At 64.7% G+C, this 18,856-nt stretch carries 16 protein-coding genes; 9 read left to right on the forward strand and 7 right to left on the reverse strand.

Annotation, left to right across the window (positions count from 1 at the left end):
- Positions 1-138 precede the first annotated feature (138 nt).
- Positions 139-1,419 carry an O-antigen ligase family protein gene (locus L8F97_RS11355; RefSeq protein ID WP_242149697.1) on the forward strand — a complete coding sequence of 427 codons (1,281 nt, stop codon included), beginning with the start codon at positions 139-141 and terminating at the stop codon, positions 1,417-1,419.
- Positions 1,420-1,441: 22 nt separating this feature from the next.
- On the opposite strand, the gene pepF is transcribed toward L8F97_RS11355, so the two are convergent.
- Positions 1,442-3,304, reverse strand: a complete 1,863-nt coding sequence (gene pepF / locus L8F97_RS11360) for an oligoendopeptidase F (protein WP_242149701.1) — start codon at positions 3,302-3,304, stop codon at positions 1,442-1,444.
- Between the two features lie 162 nt (positions 3,305-3,466).
- Between pepF and L8F97_RS11365 the strand changes: the two genes are divergently transcribed.
- On the forward strand, positions 3,467-3,994 hold the full coding sequence (locus L8F97_RS11365) for a hypothetical protein (RefSeq protein ID WP_242149704.1): 528 nt from the start codon (positions 3,467-3,469) through the stop codon (positions 3,992-3,994).
- 33 nt (positions 3,995-4,027) lie between these two features.
- Here the strand turns inward: L8F97_RS11365 and L8F97_RS11370 are convergent, their stop codons facing one another.
- Positions 4,028-5,023: an aldo/keto reductase gene (locus L8F97_RS11370; RefSeq protein WP_242149707.1), complete on the reverse strand. Its 996-nt coding sequence runs from the start codon at positions 5,021-5,023 to the stop codon at positions 4,028-4,030.
- Positions 5,024-5,120: 97 nt separating this feature from the next.
- Between L8F97_RS11370 and L8F97_RS11375 the strand changes: the two genes are divergently transcribed.
- Complete coding sequence (locus L8F97_RS11375) at positions 5,121-6,023, forward strand: LysR family transcriptional regulator (RefSeq protein ID WP_242149710.1); 903 nt, start codon at positions 5,121-5,123, stop codon at positions 6,021-6,023.
- 52 nt (positions 6,024-6,075) lie between these two features.
- Complete coding sequence (locus tag L8F97_RS11380; RefSeq protein WP_242149714.1) at positions 6,076-7,047, forward strand: GNAT family N-acetyltransferase; 972 nt, start codon at positions 6,076-6,078, stop codon at positions 7,045-7,047.
- A 205-nt stretch (positions 7,048-7,252) separates the two neighbouring features.
- On the opposite strand, the gene groL is transcribed toward L8F97_RS11380, so the two are convergent.
- Together groL and groES are read right to left on the reverse strand one after the other, a co-directional pair.
- Positions 7,253-8,899: a chaperonin GroEL gene (groL, locus tag L8F97_RS11385; protein ID WP_242149717.1), complete on the reverse strand. Its 1,647-nt coding sequence runs from the start codon at positions 8,897-8,899 to the stop codon at positions 7,253-7,255.
- A 52-nt stretch (positions 8,900-8,951) separates the two neighbouring features.
- On the reverse strand, positions 8,952-9,239 hold the full coding sequence (groES, locus tag L8F97_RS11390; RefSeq protein ID WP_242150152.1) for a co-chaperone GroES: 288 nt from the start codon (positions 9,237-9,239) through the stop codon (positions 8,952-8,954).
- A gap of 209 nt (positions 9,240-9,448) precedes the next feature.
- Between groES and sppA the strand changes: the two genes are divergently transcribed.
- The 5 genes from sppA to L8F97_RS11415 all read left to right on the forward strand — a co-directional run bounded on the left by sppA (position 9,449) and on the right by L8F97_RS11415 (position 15,773).
- Complete coding sequence (sppA, locus tag L8F97_RS11395) at positions 9,449-11,323, forward strand: signal peptide peptidase SppA (protein WP_242149720.1); 1,875 nt, start codon at positions 9,449-9,451, stop codon at positions 11,321-11,323.
- On the forward strand, positions 11,317-11,880 hold the full coding sequence (locus L8F97_RS11400; RefSeq protein ID WP_242149723.1) for a GNAT family N-acetyltransferase: 564 nt from the start codon (positions 11,317-11,319) through the stop codon (positions 11,878-11,880). The genes sppA and L8F97_RS11400 overlap by 7 nt, the downstream gene beginning before the upstream one ends.
- Before the next feature lie 62 nt (positions 11,881-11,942).
- Positions 11,943-14,831 carry an isoleucine--tRNA ligase gene (gene ileS, locus L8F97_RS11405; RefSeq protein ID WP_242149725.1) on the forward strand — a complete coding sequence of 963 codons (2,889 nt, stop codon included), beginning with the start codon at positions 11,943-11,945 and terminating at the stop codon, positions 14,829-14,831.
- Entirely contained in the window at positions 14,828-15,361 is a 534-nt protein-coding gene (gene lspA, locus L8F97_RS11410; RefSeq protein WP_242149729.1) for a signal peptidase II, read from the forward strand. The genes ileS and lspA overlap by 4 nt, the downstream gene beginning before the upstream one ends.
- Positions 15,354-15,773: a DUF3035 domain-containing protein gene (locus L8F97_RS11415; RefSeq protein ID WP_242149731.1), complete on the forward strand. Its 420-nt coding sequence runs from the start codon at positions 15,354-15,356 to the stop codon at positions 15,771-15,773. Before lspA ends, L8F97_RS11415 begins: the two co-directional genes overlap by 8 nt.
- A gap of 86 nt (positions 15,774-15,859) precedes the next feature.
- Here the strand turns inward: L8F97_RS11415 and L8F97_RS11420 are convergent, their stop codons facing one another.
- The 3 genes from L8F97_RS11420 to sseA all read right to left on the reverse strand — a co-directional run bounded on the left by L8F97_RS11420 (position 15,860) and on the right by sseA (position 18,853).
- Positions 15,860-16,621: a TorF family putative porin gene (locus L8F97_RS11420; RefSeq protein WP_242149734.1), complete on the reverse strand. Its 762-nt coding sequence runs from the start codon at positions 16,619-16,621 to the stop codon at positions 15,860-15,862.
- A 181-nt stretch (positions 16,622-16,802) separates the two neighbouring features.
- Entirely contained in the window at positions 16,803-18,014 is a 1,212-nt protein-coding gene (gene metC, locus L8F97_RS11425; protein WP_242149737.1) for a cystathionine beta-lyase, read from the reverse strand.
- Positions 18,011-18,853, reverse strand: a complete 843-nt coding sequence (gene sseA / locus L8F97_RS11430) for a 3-mercaptopyruvate sulfurtransferase (RefSeq protein ID WP_242150155.1) — start codon at positions 18,851-18,853, stop codon at positions 18,011-18,013. Before sseA ends, metC begins: the two co-directional genes overlap by 4 nt.
- Positions 18,854-18,856 lie beyond the last annotated feature (3 nt).

The following is an 18,856-nucleotide window of genomic DNA, read 5'->3' on the forward strand; positions in this document are numbered from 1 at the left end:
CAGAAGCCTGCGTGTTCGACAGACGGGCTGGTGGGGGAGGTTGGTGTTGATCGAGTATCCTGTCGACGTCGCAGCCAAACCGCAAACTTGGCGACCGGGCGAACCGCGCGTCCACGCACCTTCGGTGCAAGGCCGACCATGAAGATCTCGACGACCTTCATCCCGGTGTTTCTCTTCATTCTGCTATTGTTCTCGGGCGTGACCTGGTCGCTCGTCGACTCCCAGCAGATGGTGGATACCGGCGGCGCTGCCGCGATCAACGTGTTCAACGGAAAGGCCGGCCTGATCGCGGGGCTGGTGCTGGTCTCCCTCTACCTCGCATACCTGCGCCATCCGATCCGCGCGATGGGTGCGCCGCTCGCGTTGTTCTGCGTGCTTGCCGCCGCTTCCGCGGCTTGGGCCAGCAATCCTGGCACGACCTTGTTCGCGCTCGCCAACCTGTTGCTGTTGCTCGCCACCGTCATCATTGCGCATAAGCTGCTCGGCTTTACGAAGATGGTGCGGCTGGTGTGGCTGCTCAGCACCGTGATGATCCTGATCTCGGTCGCGCTCGCCCTGATCGGCGATCGGCATGCCCTGATGGGCGGGCTTCATAGCGGCCGTTGGCGCGGCATCTTCGCGCACAAGAATGCGTTCGGGCAGTTCCTTGCGGTCAACGTGCTGATCAGCGCCTTTGGTCGACCAAGCCTGAAATTTTCTGGCCTGACCGTCTATTCGGTGGTGCTGATCGACGTGGTTGCGTTGGTGATGGCCAATTCCGCTACGGCAGACATTGGCGTTGCCGCAGGCGTGACCGGCGGTATCGCGCTGTTGCCGATCCCCAATCGTGCACTGCGCAACCTGTGGCGCTATGGAGCGATCGCGGTGGCTTGCCTGCTGGGCGCTGTGCTGCTGCTGCAACCCGAAATCGTCAACAACGCCGTCGGTCGCGATCCAACGATGAGCAGCCGTGGCGACCTATGGCAGGCGGCGATGCCGACCACATTCCAGCGCACGCTCGGCAGCGGTTACGGTACCGGCGGCGGATCGCAGGTATCGATCGAATTGCAGAAGCGGATGAACCGCACGACAGCGCTCAGCGTGCAGAGCGGCTTTATCAACACAGCACTAGAACTTGGCTGGATCGCAGTGCTCTTTTACGTCGTGTGGGCGGGCGCTGCGGTCGTCTCGGCGCTGCTCGATCGTAACGCCGCGCCGACGCAGACGCTGCTCATCGCGCTGCTCGCGTTGCACATGATCGAGAGCGTTTCCGAGGTGAACGGCTGTTTCGCTGCGAGCTGGCTGCTGCTCGTCGTGATGGTGCCTATGGTCGAGGTGCGGCTTGCCGGCACGCCGCGCTTTGGGCTGACGCGGCGACGCTATACGTCCATCGCGCCGGCCAATGCGCGGCCGGCCCCTAGCGCCGAACTTCCCGCCTAAACGGACCGCCCGGCGCGGCGGCTCACCCCACCAACGCCTCGCACTGATCGAGCGTATCCTTGAAGCTGGCGACGATTGCCTGATACGGCGTGCTACTCGCCATATCGAGGCCGGCGCGCTTGAGGATATCGACCGGATAGTCCGATCCGCCCGACTTCAGCACTGTCAGGTACGTGTCGCGCTCCTTGGCACCGCCGTTGAGGATCGACCGCGCGAAGTACGACGCCGCCGAGATCGAGGTGGCATACTGATAGACGTAGAAGCTGGTGTAGAAATGCGGAATGTACGCCCATTCGGAGCCGTATGTGTCCGAAATCGCCACCTTCGGCCCGTGATAACGGCGCAGCAGATCGAGGTAGAGCTTGGTCAGTGTCGCGCCAGACAGGCCTTCGCCCGCCTCGGCCTTGTCGTGGACCATCAGCTCGAACTCACCGAACATCGCCTGCCGGTAGAAGGTGCCGCGGATCGATTCGAGCTGTTGGCCGAGGTAGAACAGCTTCTCCGCCTTGGTCTTGGCGTGTTCGACCATGTACGCGGCGAGCAGCGCCTCGTTGCAGGTCGACGCGATCTCGGCGAGGAAGATCGGGTAGTTGGTCTTCTCGTACACGTTGTTCTTGTTGGCGAGCAACGTGTGCATCGCATGGCCCCATTCGTGTGCGTAGGTGGTCATCCCCTCGTAATTCTCGCCGAGGTTGAGCAGCAGGTACGGGTGCACGTCGAACGCAGCCCCGGGGTTCATGTACGCACCGGATTTCTTGCCGGGGCGGGGCAGCGGGTCCATCCACTTCTTCGCGGTGGCATCGGCGAAGATCGCGCCATATTCCGGGCCGAGCGGCTTCAGCGCCTCGATCACGGTGGTGCGCATCTCGGGCACGGTCACCTTTCGGTCGAGCTGCACGAGCGGCGGGTAGATATCGTAATAGGCCATGTCGGGCAGCTTGAGCAGGCGGCGGCGCAGTTCGAAATAGCGGTGCAGTTGCGGCAGGCCGGCGTTGGTCTCGCGCACCAGCGACCGGTACACCGCCTCGGGGACGTTGCCGCCCGATAGTGCCATCGCCAACGACGTCGGATATTTCCGCGCCTTCTTTGCGAAGATATCGGCCTTGACGTGGCTGAGATACGCCGCGCCCAGCGACGATTGGAAACGGCCATATTCCGCCCAGAAGGTGTCGAATACCAGCTTGCGATCTGCGCGGACGGGCGCGTCACGGTTGAGCGTATAGGCCTGATCGTCGAGCCGAACCGTCTTGCCGGTGGACAGCGTCACGCTCGGCCAGGGAATGTCCGACGCGACGAGCTGTTCGCGAATGTCGCTGGGGCCGCTGAACGGCGCGGAGGTGCCGGCGAGCAGCACCTCGCCCTCGGGCGACAGCGTGTGCGCCTCCTGCCGCAACACATCGGCGAGCTGGAAATCAAAATGCGTCTTGAGCGTCTGATTAACGGCGATGAAGCGGTCGATCTTCGCCTTGCCGACCGTCAACAGTTCCGGCGCCACCCACGAGGTCGCTTCGCCGAACGCCGTGTAAAGGTCGGTGGCAAGCGCCTCCTTCTCCTGATTGGCGGAGTTGCGCAGATCGGCATCGGCCTTCAGGCTGGCATAGGTGTAGATGCGCGAGATCGTGCGGTCGAGCGCGGTCTGCGCCGACAGTGCCTTGGCCAGCGCATCGGCACTGGTGCCGAGCGTGCCCTTGTATTTCGCGAAGCCCGGCAGATCGGCGAGCGCCTGCTTGCGCGCCGCATCCCAGGCGGCATCGCTCGGGTAAAGATCGCTCAGATCCCATGCCACTCCACCGGCGGCCGACGTTTGCGCGAAGGCGGGCATAGTGGCCGCAAGCGTGGCTAGGCTGGCTGCGGCGATCGCCTCGCGGCGGGACAGGTCTGACATGATGCGCTCCGAACTCGAGAATGGCGTGGTGATGCCAAAGCCGGCGCGGCTTGGCTAGGCGGTCCGCCAATCGGCAAGGATGACGTATTTTTCATTTCGTAGCTGTAACATGTCTGGCGGATGTGCGTTCGGTCCGCGGTACTAATCGGAGGAACATCGACCATGCGCATCCTGCTTAGCCTCGCCGCCGCTGGCCTGCTGCTGTCGCCGGTCACTGCCGCGACCGCTCAGCAACAGGGTGGCGGGATCGGCCAAGTCGTCACCCAACCGCTGCGGGACACGCGCCTACGCGACCAGAAGATCCCGCCGGTGCTGCAACGCGCCGCGTCCGCGCCGTATTCCTCGACCGGAACCGGCACCTGCCCCGAAATCGCCGCGCAGGTTCGTGATCTGAACCGCGCGCTCGGTGCCGATGTGGACACGCCGGCGCGGCAGAAAGGCGAAGGCTCGGCGATTGCGGCGGCAGGCGCGCGTGCGGTCGTCGGCACGCTTATCCCCGGGCTTGGCCTGGTGCGTGTTCTTACCGGCGCGGACAAAGCGCAGCGTCGTGCAGAAGCGGCGGTTTATGCAGGTTCGGTGCGGCGGGGCTTTCTGAAGGGGATTGGCCTCGCCAAGCGGTGCGCAGGCGGTGCCGCGCCGACCGCAAGCTCGCTTGCCGAGCGACCGGAATTGCTGGACGCGGACAAATAGCCGGGGTGGCGCGGTGCCACCCCGGCGTTGCCGTCACCGTTCGCTGTCGAGCATTGCCATCAGCGGCTTGGGGTAGCGGTCGCCCGAGGCGGCGTCGCGCGGCACCGCCGCCTCGATCGCGGCAAGATCGTCGGCGCTGAACGCCACATCCGCCGCGCCGAGTGCCTCGGACAGCCGCGTTCGGGTGCGGGCGCCGATCAGTGGCACGATGTCGGCGCCCTGCGCCGCGACCCACGCGATCGCCGCCTGCGCCGTAGTGATGCCGCGCCCCTGTGCGACCTTCGCCAGCGCGTCGACGAGCGCGAGATTGCGATCGACATGCTCCGCCTGAAAACGCGGGCTGTGGCTGCGGAAATCGTCGGCAGCCGCGACCGTACCCGGCTTCCAGTGGCCGCCGATCAACCCGCGCGACAGTACGCCATATGCCGTCATGCTGATGCCGAGTTCGCGCAGCACCGGCAGGATCGTGTCCTCCACGCCGCGTGAGACCAGCGAGTACTCGATCTGGAGGTCGCAGATCGGATGCGTGGCGGCGGCACGACGCAGTGTTTCGACGCCGACTTCGGACAGGCCGACGTGGCGGACGTAACCAGCCTGCACCATTTCCCCGATCGCGCCGACCGTATCCTCGATCGGCACGTCCGGATCGAGCCGACCGGGCCGGTAAATGTCGATATGGTCGACGCCAAGCCGCTGCAACGTGTAGGCAAGCGCGGTTTTCACCGCCGCAGGCCGACCGTCAAAGCCGAGCCAACTGCCGTCGGGCGCGCGCAGGGCGCCGAACTTGACGCTGAGCTGTACCGTATCGCGATCGCGACCGTGCAGCGCCTCGGCGATCAGCAGTTCGTTGTGGCCCATGCCGTAGAAGTCGCCAGTGTCGATCAGCGTGATGCCGGCGTCGAGTGCGGCGTGGATGGTGGCGATACTCTCGTCGCGATCTGACGGGCCGTAGCTGCCCGACATGCCCATCGCGCCGAGGCCGAACGCCGACGTGCGCGGGCCGGCTTTGCCGAGGTTGGTAATCTGCATGGGACGTGCTCCTTTGCTGTGGCGGCAGCTATCTAGGAGCTGCAGGATTGTGCGATAATCCGGTTCAGCTCGAACAACATGTACGGATTTCAGAACAATGGTGGATGCCGACCTGACCGATCTCGCCGCCTTCGCTGCGGTCGCCGAACAGCGCAGCTTCCGCCGCGCCGCCAACCTGCGCAACGGCTCGGCATCCACCTTCAGCACCAGCGTGCGGCGGCTGGAGGAGCGGCTCGGCGTGCGGTTGCTCCACCGCACTACCCGCAGCGTCACACTCACAGAGGCGGGTGAGGAACTGTTCGCCTCGCTTCGCCCCGCGCTCGCCGAGATCGGGCGCGCACTTGATGTCGTTGGTGGTTCCGTCGACGCGCCACGGGGGACCTTGCGGCTGAACGTGCCGGTCGGCGTGTCGGAGTTGATCCTGCCGGCGCTGTTGGCGCGCTTTGCGATGCGTTACCCGGAGATTCGCGTCGATGTGACGGCGGATGACAGCTTCGTCGATATCCTCGCCGGCGGCTTTGATGCCGGCATTCGCTATGACGAGCGGCTGGAGCAGGACATGATCGCGGTCCCGATCGGGCCGCGCCACGATCGCTACGTAACGGTCGCATCTCCGGACTATCTTGCGCGTCACGGCGTGCCCAAGCATCCGCACGACCTGTTGCGTCACCGCGCGGTGCGGCATCGCTTCGCCAGCGGCCGAATGGGCGAGTGGGAGTATGAGAAGGACGGGGAAACGATCATCGTCTCGCCACCCGCGCATTTCGTGACCAATCGCATGCCGCTTCTGCTGGCGGCGGTGGAGGCGGGGGTCGGGCTGTTCGGCGGGTTCGAGGCGTATGTCGCGCCGGGGATAGCGCGCGGAACAATGGTGGAGGTGCTGGCGGACTGGTCGACGCGTTTCTCCGGTCCGTTCCTGTACTTCGCTGGCCGGCGGTTGATGCCGGTGCCGCTAAGGGCATTCGTCAACTTTTTGCGGGAGGAAGCAAGCCACAGCTAGCAAAGCTCTGCATATCTGATAACGTGCTATATAACAGGTTATGGAGAACGATATGTCGCGTGATGTGCTGGCGGATTTCGGCGCTGTATTCCTGAGCAGCCGGCTCAAACGCCTTGCCGAACGGATGCAGGGGGAGGCCGCCACCGTGTTGCGGAACGCCGGCGTGCCGATCCAGCCAGGCCAGATGCCATTGCTAGCCGCATTGGATCGCTACGGGCCGCTCACCATCAGCGAAGCGGTGGAGGCGCTTGGCGTCAGTCAGCCAGCCGTTACCCGCACCGTGACGGCGCTGGTCGCGCTCGACCTCGTCGCACTCACGCGCGATCACAAGGACCAGCGCCAGAAGACGATCACGCTGACGGCGGCAGGCACGGCTCTCGCCGATCATGCCCGCGTCGCGCTCTGGCCGCAGGTCGGCGCGGCGGCGGTGGAACTGTGCGAGGGACTTGCCGGTCCATTGCTCGATCAGATCGCCACGCTCGAACGGCGGCTTGCCGAGCAACCGCTCGACATGCGTGTCGCCGCCATGCTGGCGCGTTCCGCTCCGCCACTCGTGTTGCGCGAGTTTACCGACGATCTCGCACCCCTCTTCCACGACATCAACGCCGAGTGGATCAGGACGATGTTCGCCCTAGAGGATACCGATCGCGACGTTCTCCAGAATCCGCGCGAGCGCATCATCACGCCCGGTGGTGCAATCCTGTTCGTCGAGGCGCCGGGCGTCGGGATCGTCGGCACTTGCGCGTTGCAGAAGACCGCAGAGCGCCAGTTCGAGCTTACCAAGATGGGTGTCAGCGCGGCGGCGCGTGGGCGCAAGGCGGGCGAGTTCCTGCTCACCGCGATGATCGCGCGGGCGCGGAACATGGGGGCGGAGACGCTTTACCTGCTTACCAGCCGCAAGTGCGCCGCCGCGATCCACCTCTATGAGAAACTGGGCTTCGAGCATGACGCCGACATCATGGCACGGTTCGGGGCGCGCTATGCGCGGTGCGACGTGGCGATGCGCTATCGTGGGCTGCTGTAGTCGCGGGCCCTTCGCCTGAACGCACGAAGGGCCGGGGGATCGCTCCCCCGGCCCTTCGTTTTGGTCCAGCTTGGAAGGCTGAGTGGTTTGGAATTGGCGACGGCAGAGCCGCCACCTTTGCGTCAGACGGGACCGACGGCTTTGCCGTCGACCCGCCGGCCGTTCTGAGTTCGTGTCGGGAGCAGCGAACTGCTCCCGTCCGAAATCAGAAGTCCATGCCACCCATGCCGCCCATGCCGCCGCCGCCCATTGCGGGCATCGCGGGCTTGTCTTCCGGCAGCTCGCTCACGGCCGCTTCGGTCGTGATGAGCAGGCCGGCGACCGAGGCCGCGTTCTGGAGCGCGGTGCGGACGACCTTGGTCGGGTCGATCACGCCGGCTGCGACGAGGTTCTCGTACACGTCGGTCGATGCGTTGAAGCCGAACGAGGTGTCGGTCTGGTCGAGCAGCTTGCCCGAAACCACTGCGCCGTCATGGCCCGCGTTGCTGGCGATCTGGCGAACCAGCGCGGTCAGCGACTTGCGGACGATGTCCACGCCGCGGGTCTGGTCCTCGTTCGCACCGGTCAGGCCGTCGAGGGCCTTGGTTGCGTAGAGGAGGGCCGTGCCGCCGCCGGGAACGATGCCTTCTTCAACGGCTGCGCGGGTTGCGTGCAGCGCGTCGTCGACGCGGTCCTTGCGCTCCTTGACTTCGACTTCCGACGCACCGCCGACCTTGATGACGGCCACGCCGCCAGCAAGCTTGGCGAGACGCTCCTGGAGCTTCTCACGATCGTAGTCCGAGGTCGTGATCTCGATCTGCTGACGGATCGCATCGGTGCGGCCCTTGATCGAATCGGCTTCACCGGCGCCATCGACGATGGTGGTGTTGTCCTTGTCGATGGTGACGCGCTTGGCGGTGCCGAGCATGCCGAGCGTGACGCTCTCGAGCTTGATGCCGAGGTCTTCCGAGATCACTTCGCCCTTGGTGAGGACGGCGATGTCTTCGAGCATCGCCTTGCGACGATCGCCGAAGCCCGGTGCCTTGACCGCTGCGACCTTGAGGCCGCCGCGCAGCTTGTTGACGACGAGCGTGGCGAGCGCCTCACCCTCGATATCCTCTGCGATGATCAGCAGCGGGCGACCCGACTGAACGACCGCTTCGAGGATCGGCAGGATCGCCTGCAGGTTCGAGAGCTTCTTCTCGTGGATCAGGATGTACGGATCGGCGAGCTCGACCGTCATCTTCTCCGGGTTGGTGATGAAGTAGGGCGAGAGGTAGCCACGGTCGAACTGCATGCCTTCGACGACGTCCAGCTCGAAATCGAGACCCTTGGCCTCTTCGACGGTGATGACGCCTTCCTTGCCGACCTTCTCCATCGCTTCCGCGATCTTCTCGCCGACTTCCTTGTCGCCGTTGGCCGAGATGATGCCGACCTGTGCGACTTCCGACGAACCCGAAACCGGCTTCGAACGCGACTTGATGTCCTCGACGACCTTGACGACGGCGAGATCGATCCCGCGCTTCAGATCCATCGGGTTCATGCCGGCTGCGACCGACTTCATGCCTTCACGCACGATCGCCTGAGCGAGCACGGTGGCGGTGGTGGTGCCGTCGCCGGCGACGTCGTTGGTCTTCGAGGCGACTTCGCGCACCATCTGCGCGCCCATGTTCTCGAACTTGTCCTTGAGTTCGATTTCCTTGGCGACGGTGACGCCGTCCTTGGTGATGCGCGGGGCACCGAACGACTTGTCGATCACGACGTTGCGGCCCTTCGGCCCGAGCGTGACCTTCACCGCATCGGCGAGGATGTCGACGCCGCGCAGGATGCGCTCTCGCGCGTCACGGCTGAATTTTACGTCCTTGGCTGCCATGTTGGCTGACCTTTCAAACTAAAGTGTTGAGAAGAAAAACCGGGTAGTTGGCTCAGCCAACGATCCCGAGAATGTCCGACTCTTTCATGATCAGCAGATCTTCACCGTTGACTTTGACCTCGGTGCCCGACCACTTGCCGAACAGGATCTTGTCGCCGGCCTTAACGTCGAGCGGCGTGACCTTGCCCTCTTCGCTCTTGGCGCCGGCACCGGCGGCGACGACTTCGCCTTCCTGCGGCTTTTCCTTGGCCGTGTCGGGGATGATGATCCCGCCAGCGGTCTTCTCTTCCGCCTCAACCCGGCGGACGAGAACGCGATCGTGCAACGGACGAAAGTTCATGCGCTGTCCTTTTTGTAGAGCATGTGAATAGTTGTTAGCACTCGCCAAAGGTGAGTGCCAGCGACGCTCATATGTGACTGAGCCGGGCGATCGTCAACCGGCGCTAGCGCAATTTTTGACCGGCTGTGTTGCCGCAACTGCACGGTGTTTACGCGTCTTCGGCGATGCTCTAGCGATATGTTGTCATCCGCCAACAGGAGAGCGGCAGAGTGAAACTCGTACGAGGTGCGTGGAAGCTTTTGGTCGGGATCAAGGACGCGCTCGTCCTGATCGCGATGCTGCTGTTCTTCGGGGTGCTGTTCGGTGCGCTTGCAGCGCGGCCGGGCGGTTCCGGTAACCGGGCGGGCGCGCTGTTGCTCAAGCTTGACGGTCCGATCGTGGAGCAGCCGGGTACGCCGGGGACGCTTGCGGCACTGACCGGTTCGCCGACCACCACCGAGTTTCGCCTCCGCGATCTGGTGCGCGCACTCGACAAGGCGAAAGGCGACGGCGATGTTAAGGTCGTCGTGCTTGATCTCGACGGGTTTGCTGGTGGCTATCCGGCCGCGCTGACCGAGGTCGGCGATGCGATCCGCCGTGTGCGCGACAGTGGCAAGCCGGTGCTGTCCTATGCCACCGCCTATACCGATGGCGCGTATCGCCTTGCCGCCAACGCGAGCGAAGTGTGGGTGAACCCGATGGGCGGCTCGCTGTTCATGGGGCCGGGCGGATCGCAGCTCTATTACAAGGGCCTGATCGACAAGCTCGGCGTCACCGCGCACGTCTACCGCGTCGGCAAATACAAATCCTATGTCGAGCCGTACACGCGCGACGCCGCCTCGCCCGAAGCGAAGGAAGAGGTCGTTAAGCTGTACCAGGTCATCTTCGGCCAGTGGCAGGAGGCGATCGCCAAGGCGCGGCCCAAGGCCAAGGTCGGTCCGTTCCTGACCGCACCCGACAAGGTGATCGCGGCGGCGCAGGGCGACATTGCCAAAGCCAATCTTGACGCGGGGCTGGTCGACAAGCTCGGCACCCGTCTGGATTTCGATAAGCGTGTGGCGCAGATCGCCGGCTTCGACACCAGCAAGGCGGCCGGTAATTTCAAGACGATCGGCTATGACGGCTATGTGGCACGCAACCCGCTGCCGACCGGCGGCGATGCGGTCGGCGTGTTGACCATCGCCGGCGACATCACCGACGGCAAGTCGAGCGGCGGCAATGTCGGCGGCGACACGATCGCCAAGCTGATGCTAGACGGCCTTGCCAAGAAAACTCTCAAGGCTTTGGTCGTTCGCGTCGACTCGCCGGGAGGCTCGGCGCTTGCGTCCGAGACGATGCGCCGCGCGATCCAAGAGGCGAAGGCGCAGAAGCTGCCGGTCGTGGTATCGATGGGTTCGGTCGCGGCCTCCGGTGGCTATTGGGTATCGACCGCCGGCGACCGCATCTTCGCCGAGCCGACCACCATCACCGGTTCGATCGGCATCTTCGGGATCATCCCGACCTTCGAGAACACGCTGAAGAAGATCGGCATCACCACGGATGGGGTGAAGACGACGCCGCTGTCCGGCCAGCCCGACATCTACGCGGGCACCACGCCGGAGGCTGACGCGATTTTCCAGGCGGGAATCGAGAACGGCTACCGCGAGTTTGTCGGCCGCGTCGCCACTGCGCGGCACCTGACCCCGGCCCGCGTTGACGAGATCGGCCAAGGGCGGGTGTGGGACGGCGGCACCGCGCGTCAGATCGGGCTGGTCGATCAGTTCGGCGGGCTTGATGACGCGGTCGCGGCGGCCGCGAAGCTGGCAGGGTTGAAGAGCTACCATGCCGAGTATCTCGAGAAGAAGCCGAGCGCATTCGCCAAGCTGATCGCGCAGTTCACCCGCGACGACGGGGATGACGATGCGAAAAGCGGCGGTGACGCGTTCACCCGCATCGCGGCGCAGCATCGCGCCGCGTTCGCGCAGGCGCTCGGTGACGTGAAGCGGATCGGCACCGGCTCGGCGATACAGGCGCGGTGTCTTGAGTGTGAAGGGCTGGGCGGCACGCCGCCCGCGCAGGGTGACGTAGCACTGATGAACTACGTGCTGGCGCGCTTCGGATGGTGATCGCTGTCCGTTCCGCCACGCCCGACGATGCCGATGCGATCGCCGGCATCTACCGCCCTTACGTCGAGGGCGCGACGGTGTCGTTCGAGACCGACGCGCCGGACGCGGACGAGATGCACAAACGCATGCTCGCCTCCAACGGCTATCTGCCATGGCTGGTGGTCACCGAAGGTGAGGCGGCGACGGTTATGGGTTACGCCTTCGCTGGCCCGTTCCGCGATCGGCCGGCCTATCGTTACACGATCGAGACCTCGGTTTATCTCGCGCAGGCCGCCCTCGGCAAAGGCTATGGCCGGCAGCTTTACGATGCTTTGATCGATACGGTACGCGCGCAGGGCTTCGCGCATGCGATCGGTGTCATCACGCTGCCGAACGACTGGTCGATCCGACTGCACGAATCGGTCGGCTTCAAACGCACCGGCGTGCTCCGCGAGGCGGGTTACAAGAACGGCCGCTGGATCGACGTCGGCTTCTGGCAGGTCGAGCTGAACAGCGCGACGATCCCGCCGAAAGAGCCGAAGCCGTTCAGCGAAACCGGCATGGTGTGGAACTGGTGACGAGGCGATGCTCGGGCAGGGGGCTTTATAGTGGCGCGCCGCTCGGCTAAGGCCACCGCTTCATGACCGATACGACCGCCCCCGATAGCCCGCGCGACTGGCGCGACACCGTCTTCCTGCCGAAGACCGACTTCCCGATGAAGGCCGGCCTCGCCGCCAAGGAACCCGCGATTCTCGCGCGGTGGGAAAAGCTCGGCCTGTACGATCGCCTGCGCGAGCAGCGCGCCGGGCGCGAACGCTTCATCCTGCACGACGGCCCGCCCTATGCGAATGGCGACATTCACATGGGCCATGCGATGAACAAGGTGCTGAAGGACATCATCGTCCGCAGCCAGTCGCTGATGGGCAAGGACGCGCCCTACGTGCCGGGTTGGGATTGCCACGGCCTGCCGATCGAGTGGAAGGTCGAGGAGGCGTACCGCGCCAAAAAGCTCGACAAGGATCAGGTGCCGGTCGCGCAGTTCCGCGCCGAGTGCCGCGCCTATGCCGAGAAGTGGGTGGCGGTGCAGCGCAAGGAGTTCGAGCGGCTCGGCGTGATGGGCGATTGGGCCGACCCGTATCTGACGATGAAGTATGAGGCGGAAGCGTCGATCGTCGGCGAACTGCTCAAGTTCGCGGAAAGTGGCCAGCTTTATCGCGGCGCCAAGCCGGTGATGTGGTCGCCTGTGGAAAAGACCGCGCTTGCCGAAGCTGAAGTTGAATATGAGGACGTGGTATCGACGCAGATCGACGTCGCGTTCGAAATCACCGAGGCGCCGAATGCGCCCGAATTGGTCGGCGCGCATGCGGTGATCTGGACGACGACGCCGTGGACGATCCCGGTCAATCAGGCTTTGGCGTATGGGCCGGAGATCGAATATCTGTTGGTCCGCTTCGACGACATGGTCGGTGGCCCGCGCACGTTGCTGGTCGCGCATGATCTGCTGGAAAGCTTCGGCGCGCGCATCGGGCATCCGGTCATCGTCAAGATCGGCGATGCAGCGGGGACCGTCACCGCGCTGATGTCGGTGCGTGGATCGCAGCTTGAGGGCGCCGTTGCCCGCCACCCGATGCACGAACTCGGCGGGTTCTTCGCCAAGCCGCGCCCGTTCCTTGCCGGTGATTTCGTTACCACCGACGCCGGCACCGGGCTCGTCCACATGTCGCCCGACCACGGCGAGGACGATTTCCTGCTGTGCAAGGCTAACGGTATCGATCCGGTGTTCGCGGTCGATGGCGCGGGCATGTACCGCGCCGACTGGCTGTGGCTGGGCGGGCAGGGCAGCGTCATCAACAAGAAGTTCGTCAGCGCGGAAGGGCCGATCTGCACGGACCTCCGCGCGGTTGGCGCACTGATCGCGGCAAGCGACGACTTCGCGCATTCCTACCCGCATAGTTGGCGGTCGAAGGCCAAGGTGATCTTCCGCGCGACGCCGCAGTGGTTCATCCCGATGGATCAACCCGCGAATAGCGAACGCCTGGGGGGCGTTCGCAGCGGGTTGATCGGCGAGCAAAGCGAGCCGTCCGCCACAAGCGCTACCACCAGCAACGGTGCAACCCTCCGCGACCTCGCGCTCGATGCGATCGAGCAGACTCGCTGGGTGCCTGAGCGTGCCAAGAACCGCATCAATGCAATGGTGTCGCAACGCCCCGACTGGGTGATCTCGCGGCAGCGTGCGTGGGGCGTGCCGATCGCGCTCTACGTCCACCGCCAGACCGGCGACTATCTGCGCGACCCGGCGGTCAACGCCCGCATCCGCGAGGCGTTCACCGCCGGCGGCGCGGACGCGTGGTTTTCCGCCGATCATCAGGCGCTGCTCGGCCCGGATTATGCGGTGGCGGATTACGAGATCGTCACTGACATTCTCGACGTGTGGTTCGACAGCGGCTCGACGCACGCCTTCGTGATCGAGGCGCGCTACGGCGAAGGTACGCGCGCCAACCTCTACCTCGAAGGATCAGACCAGCATCGCGGCTGGTTCCAGTCGTCGCTGCTGGAAAGCTGCGGCACGCGTGGGCGCGCGCCCTATGACGCGGTGCTGACGCACGGCTTTGCGCTCGACGGCAACGGCCGCAAGATGTCGAAGAGCCTCGGCAACGTGGTCGATCCGTTGAAGGTGATCGGGGAAAGCGGCGCGGACATCCTGCGGATGTGGGTCGCCTCGGTCGATTATTTCGAGGACGTGCGGATCGGCAAGGAGGTGCTCACCACCACTTCCGACGCATATCGCAAGCTGCGCAACACCTTCCGCTATCTGCTCGGCGCGCTTGACGGGTTCAGCGATGCCGAAAAGGTCGCGCCGGCCGACATGCCCGAGCTGGAACGCTATGTGCTCCACCTGCTCGGTAACCTCGATCGCGATCTCAAGGCGGCAGCGGAAGCGTTTGAGTTCAACCGTTATCTGCGGTTGCTAACCGATTTCGCCAACGAGGATCTGTCGGCGTTCTATTTCGATATTCGTAAGGACTCGCTGTATTGCGACGCGCCGAGCGATCTCAAGCGTCGCGCCGCGCGTACCATGTTCGATCTGCTGTTCCACGCGCTGGTGCGCTATGCCGCACCGATCCTATGCTTTACCGCCGAGGAAGTATGGCAGGCACGCTTCCCGAGCGAGGATGGCTCGGTGCATTTCCTGGAATGGCCGGACGTGCCGGCCACGTCGGGTGACGATGGCGTGTCTACGGTGTGGGCGGAAGTGCGCGCTTTGCGTGCGCAGGTGACCGAGGCGATCGAGCCGCTGCGCCGTGAGAAGGTGGTGCGTTCCAGCCTTGAGGCGGAGGTGACGGTGCCGGCGCTGCCGGTCGCGCCGGAGGCGCTGGCGGAGGCGTTCATCGTCGCCAATGTCTCGCCGGGTGACGGCATCGCGGTGACGCGCACCGAGTATCACAAGTGCGGTCGCTGCTGGCGGTTGCTGCCCGAGGTGGTGCAGGATCTCGACCTGTGTGACCGCTGCGAAAGTGTTGTGGCATGAGCCGGCTGCCCGCCGCCGGCTTCGCTGCCGCCGCGCTGCTGTTCGTCGCCGATCAGGCTGCAAAATACGGCATCACGCAGGTGCTGCGGCTTGACGATCTGACCGCCGCGCGTGAGATTACGCCGTTTTTCAACCTGCAGTTCGTCGCCAACCACGGCGTTTCGCTCGGGCTGCTGCACGCGAGCAACGACACGTCGCGCTGGTTGCTGGTGGCGATGACCGGGCTGATCGCGCTCGGCGTGCTGGTATGGATGCTGCGCGAACCCAAGCGGATCGAGCAGATCGCGCTTGGTTGTGTGTTGGGCGGCGCGCTCGGCAATATCCTCGATCGGGTGCGGCTCGGCTATGTAGTCGATTTTGCCGATTTTCATATCGGCGCGTGGCAACCGTTTTTGGTCTTCAATGTCGCCGATGCCGCGATTACGGTGGGGGTGCTCGTCTTGTTCGTCCGCGCGCTTCTGGTACGCGACAAGCCCAGGGGCGAACGACATGCGGCACAAGATTCTGTGGAGACTTCTGGCAATGCGTAAACTGGTTTGTGTCGCGGGCGTATCGGGCGTCGCGCTGTTGCTGGGCGGATGCGCCGCGCATTCGCGGCTGGGTAGCCCCGGCGGTCCGGATGAGTTCGCGGTCGCGCGTCAGGCGCCGCTGGTAATCCCGCCCGATTTCTCGCTTGCTCCGCCGAAGCCCGGTGCCGCACGCGCGAACGACGTCAGCCCCAACGCGCAGGCGCTTGACGCGCTATTCGGCGGGTCGGCGCCGCGTAGCGCGGGCGAGAGCGCGACGCTCTCGGCAGCGGGCGCGGATAGCGACGACGCGGGCATCCGTTCCTCGGTCGACGATCCCGCAACCAACGTGGTCGACAAGGGCGCGTCGACCCGCGACGTGGTTGCCGCTCCAGAAGGTGACGGCCAAAGCGCCCGCGTAACACAGGCCAAGTGAACTGCCGGCTTTCGGGCCGGTCTATCCGACACACAAAAAAAGGGAGCGGCGAACCGCTCCCTTTTTCTTTAAATGCCTTGCTCGGTTTAAAACGCCGCGCCGAGCGATACCACGACACCGCCCTTGGAGATGTTACGCGTCTCGCCGTGCTGATCGGTGATGAACGAATCCTTGTTGGTATCCACATAGCTCAGGCCGAGCGTCAGATGGTTCCAGGTGTAGCTGCCGCCCAGTCCCCAGTCGGTGTAATTATCTCCGATCGACAGGTAGCTCGGCCCAAAGGTGTGGCCGAGGTGTGCGGTGAAGCCGAACGGCGTGTTCGGCACCGCAAGCGCAGCGTCGCCGGCGAGATAGACGTTGCTTTCCGAACCGTTGCCGACGCTCAGCGCCTTCTGCTTCGGCGCATAGTTGACCGTAACCTTGCCGTTGACCGGGCCGAACTGCTTCGAGATGTCGAAGTACGGCTCGACGAAGTCGGTGTTGGCGTGGCCGCCACCGGGATAGTAATAATAGAGCACGCCGCCATCGAGCTTGATGCCGTTGATCGTCTTTGAATAACCCGCAATCAGATCAACTTCCTGATCGCTGCCGTTCGCGATGTAATCGTCGATCGTCGAACCCCAGACGGTGGCGTACAGACCCGATTCGTGCGCGATGGTGAACGTACCCTGCAGCGCAACTTTCTTGTCGGTCTGCGAAATGCCGCGAAAGCGATAGTCGGAGATCAACGTTGCGCCACCGCTGACCGTGAAGGCGGGCGGTGGTGCCGTCGGGGCATCGTCCGCAAGCGCGGGCGTGGCAGAGGCGGCGAGCAACAGCGCGCCGAGCGAGAGTGTGGAGAAGCGCATCGTTTCCCTTTCGAAATGCGTCGTCCCCGCCTGCTTCCGAATGCATGTACGTCTGTAAGGGCGAACCCTCCGCGCAACTTGCCTTTGGAGGCCGTAACTTGAGCCTGCTTATGGTGCAGTACAACAAAATTTTGCTGATCTGTGTCCGGTTTGTTGCTGATGTGGCGCGCGCGCCACACGGCTATGGGTGCATAACCGTCCGGAACCGCGCGAGGCCGGCGTCGAGATCGGCGATCAGGTCGTCGGCATCCTCGAGCCCGATCTGAAGGCGGATCATCGGCCCGGCGTCATCGCGGCGCGTTGCGGTGCGGTGGCGGGCCGGGTTGATCGGTAGCGCCAGGCTCTCGAACCCGCCCCAGCTGTAGCCAATCCCGAAATGCTCCAGCCCATCGATCAGCGCGGCACGCGCCGCCTCCCACTTTTCCTTCGCGCCGCCGTTGAGGACGAACGAGAAAAGGCCGGATGCGCCCAGAAAATCGCGTGCGAAGATCTCGTGCCCGGGGCAGGACGGTAGCGCCGGGTGCAGCACGCGCGCCACTTCCGGCTGTTCGGCGAGCCACCGTGCGATTTGAAGTGCGCTGTCTTGATGCTGGCGCAGCCGCACCGCCATCGTCCGCAGCCCCCGCGAACCGAGCCAGGCATCGTCCGGGCTGGCGACTTGCCCCAACTGGAAGCTGGTATCACGCAGTTGCATGAAATGGCCGGGCGCGGCGGTCACCGATCCGAGCATTACGTCCGAATGGCCGACGATATATTTCGTGCAGGCGAGGATCGAAAGATCGACGCCGTGCTGCATCGCCGGGAACAGCAGCGGCGTTGCCCAGGTGTTGTCGAGCAAGGTCGTAACACCGCGCGCCTTTGCGGCTGCGCAGATTGCGGGCACATCCTGCACCTCGAACGTGAGGCTGCCGGGGCTCTCCATCAGGATCGCGCGCGTGTTCGGCCCGATCAGGTCGGCGATACCGGCGCCGATCAGCGGATCGTAGCAGCGCGTGGTGATGCCCATTCGCTTGAGCAAACCGTTGGCGATGCCGCGCGACGGATCATAGGCGCTATCGACCAGCAGCAGTTCGTCGCCGGGCGAGAGGACCGACAATAACGCCGCCGCGATCGCCGCCACGCCGGAAGGATAGAGAAACGTCCCCTCCGCTCCGGGTTCCAGTTCGGTCAGCGCGTCGGCGAGGCTCCACTGCGTCGGAGTGCCGCGCCGACCGTAGAACAAGCGATGGTGCGTATCGGCCGCGCCGGAAGCGCGCAGGTCGGCGACGCTGTCGTACAGGATCGTGGAGGCACGCCAGACCGGCGTGTTGACGATGCCCTGCGTCCATTCCTTCCGCCGCCCTGCGGCGACAACCCGCGTCGAAGTGCCCTTGTCGCGTGGCTCGCCGCTCATGCGATCGCTCCCGTTGCCTTGGGCGTGGATGGGTCGGCGCCCCATTCGGACCAACTGCCATCGTATAGCGCTGTTTCCACGCCGAGCAGGTGCGCGCCGAACGCCAGCACCGCCGCCGTGATTCCCGACCCGCAGGTGGTGACGATCGGCCGAGAGAGGTCGACGCCGGAATTTTCAAACGCGGTGCGCAGGTTGGCGCGGCTCTTCCAGGTCCCGTCCGGGTTGAACAACGTAGCATAATGCAGGTGTTTCGCGCCCGGAATATGCCCGCTCGCCACACCGGGCCGCGTTTCCGGCTCCTCGCCGGAGAAGCGCGCGGCAGAGCGCGCATCGAGCACCTGTTCCGCGCCGCCGACCAGCGTCTCGCGCATGTCGGCAAGCGTGCGCACATCGCTGCGAGGCGACAGGCCGCTCAGCGTGGCCGGCAGGGGAGCGGCATCGCCGCGTTCTGTAACACGGCGCTCCGCCTGCCACTTGGCTAGACCACCGTCGAGTATGGCAACCTCCTCAAACCCGAAGTGGCGCAGCATCCACCATGCCCGTGCGGAGGAGTGGATCGGCGAGGCGTCGTAGATCACCACCCGCGCGGTCGCACTGATACCCAGCGCCTGCATCGCCTGGGTGAACGCGTCGGTTGACGGAAGCATGGTCGGGTAGGGGCTGGCGGTATCGGCGACGGTCTTGAGGTTGAGGAACACTGCACCCGGAATATGTGCACCTGCGAACTCGGTTACTGCATCCCGGCCATGCTCAGGCAGGAAATAGCTTGCATCGACGATGCGAAGATCGGCGGCGCCCAATTCGGCGGCGAGCCACTCGGTCGATACCAGCGAATCCATGTT

Source organism: Sphingomonas sp. BAUL-RG-20F-R05-02, from assembly GCF_022662305.1.
Lineage (GTDB): Bacteria > Pseudomonadota > Alphaproteobacteria > Sphingomonadales > Sphingomonadaceae > Sphingomonas.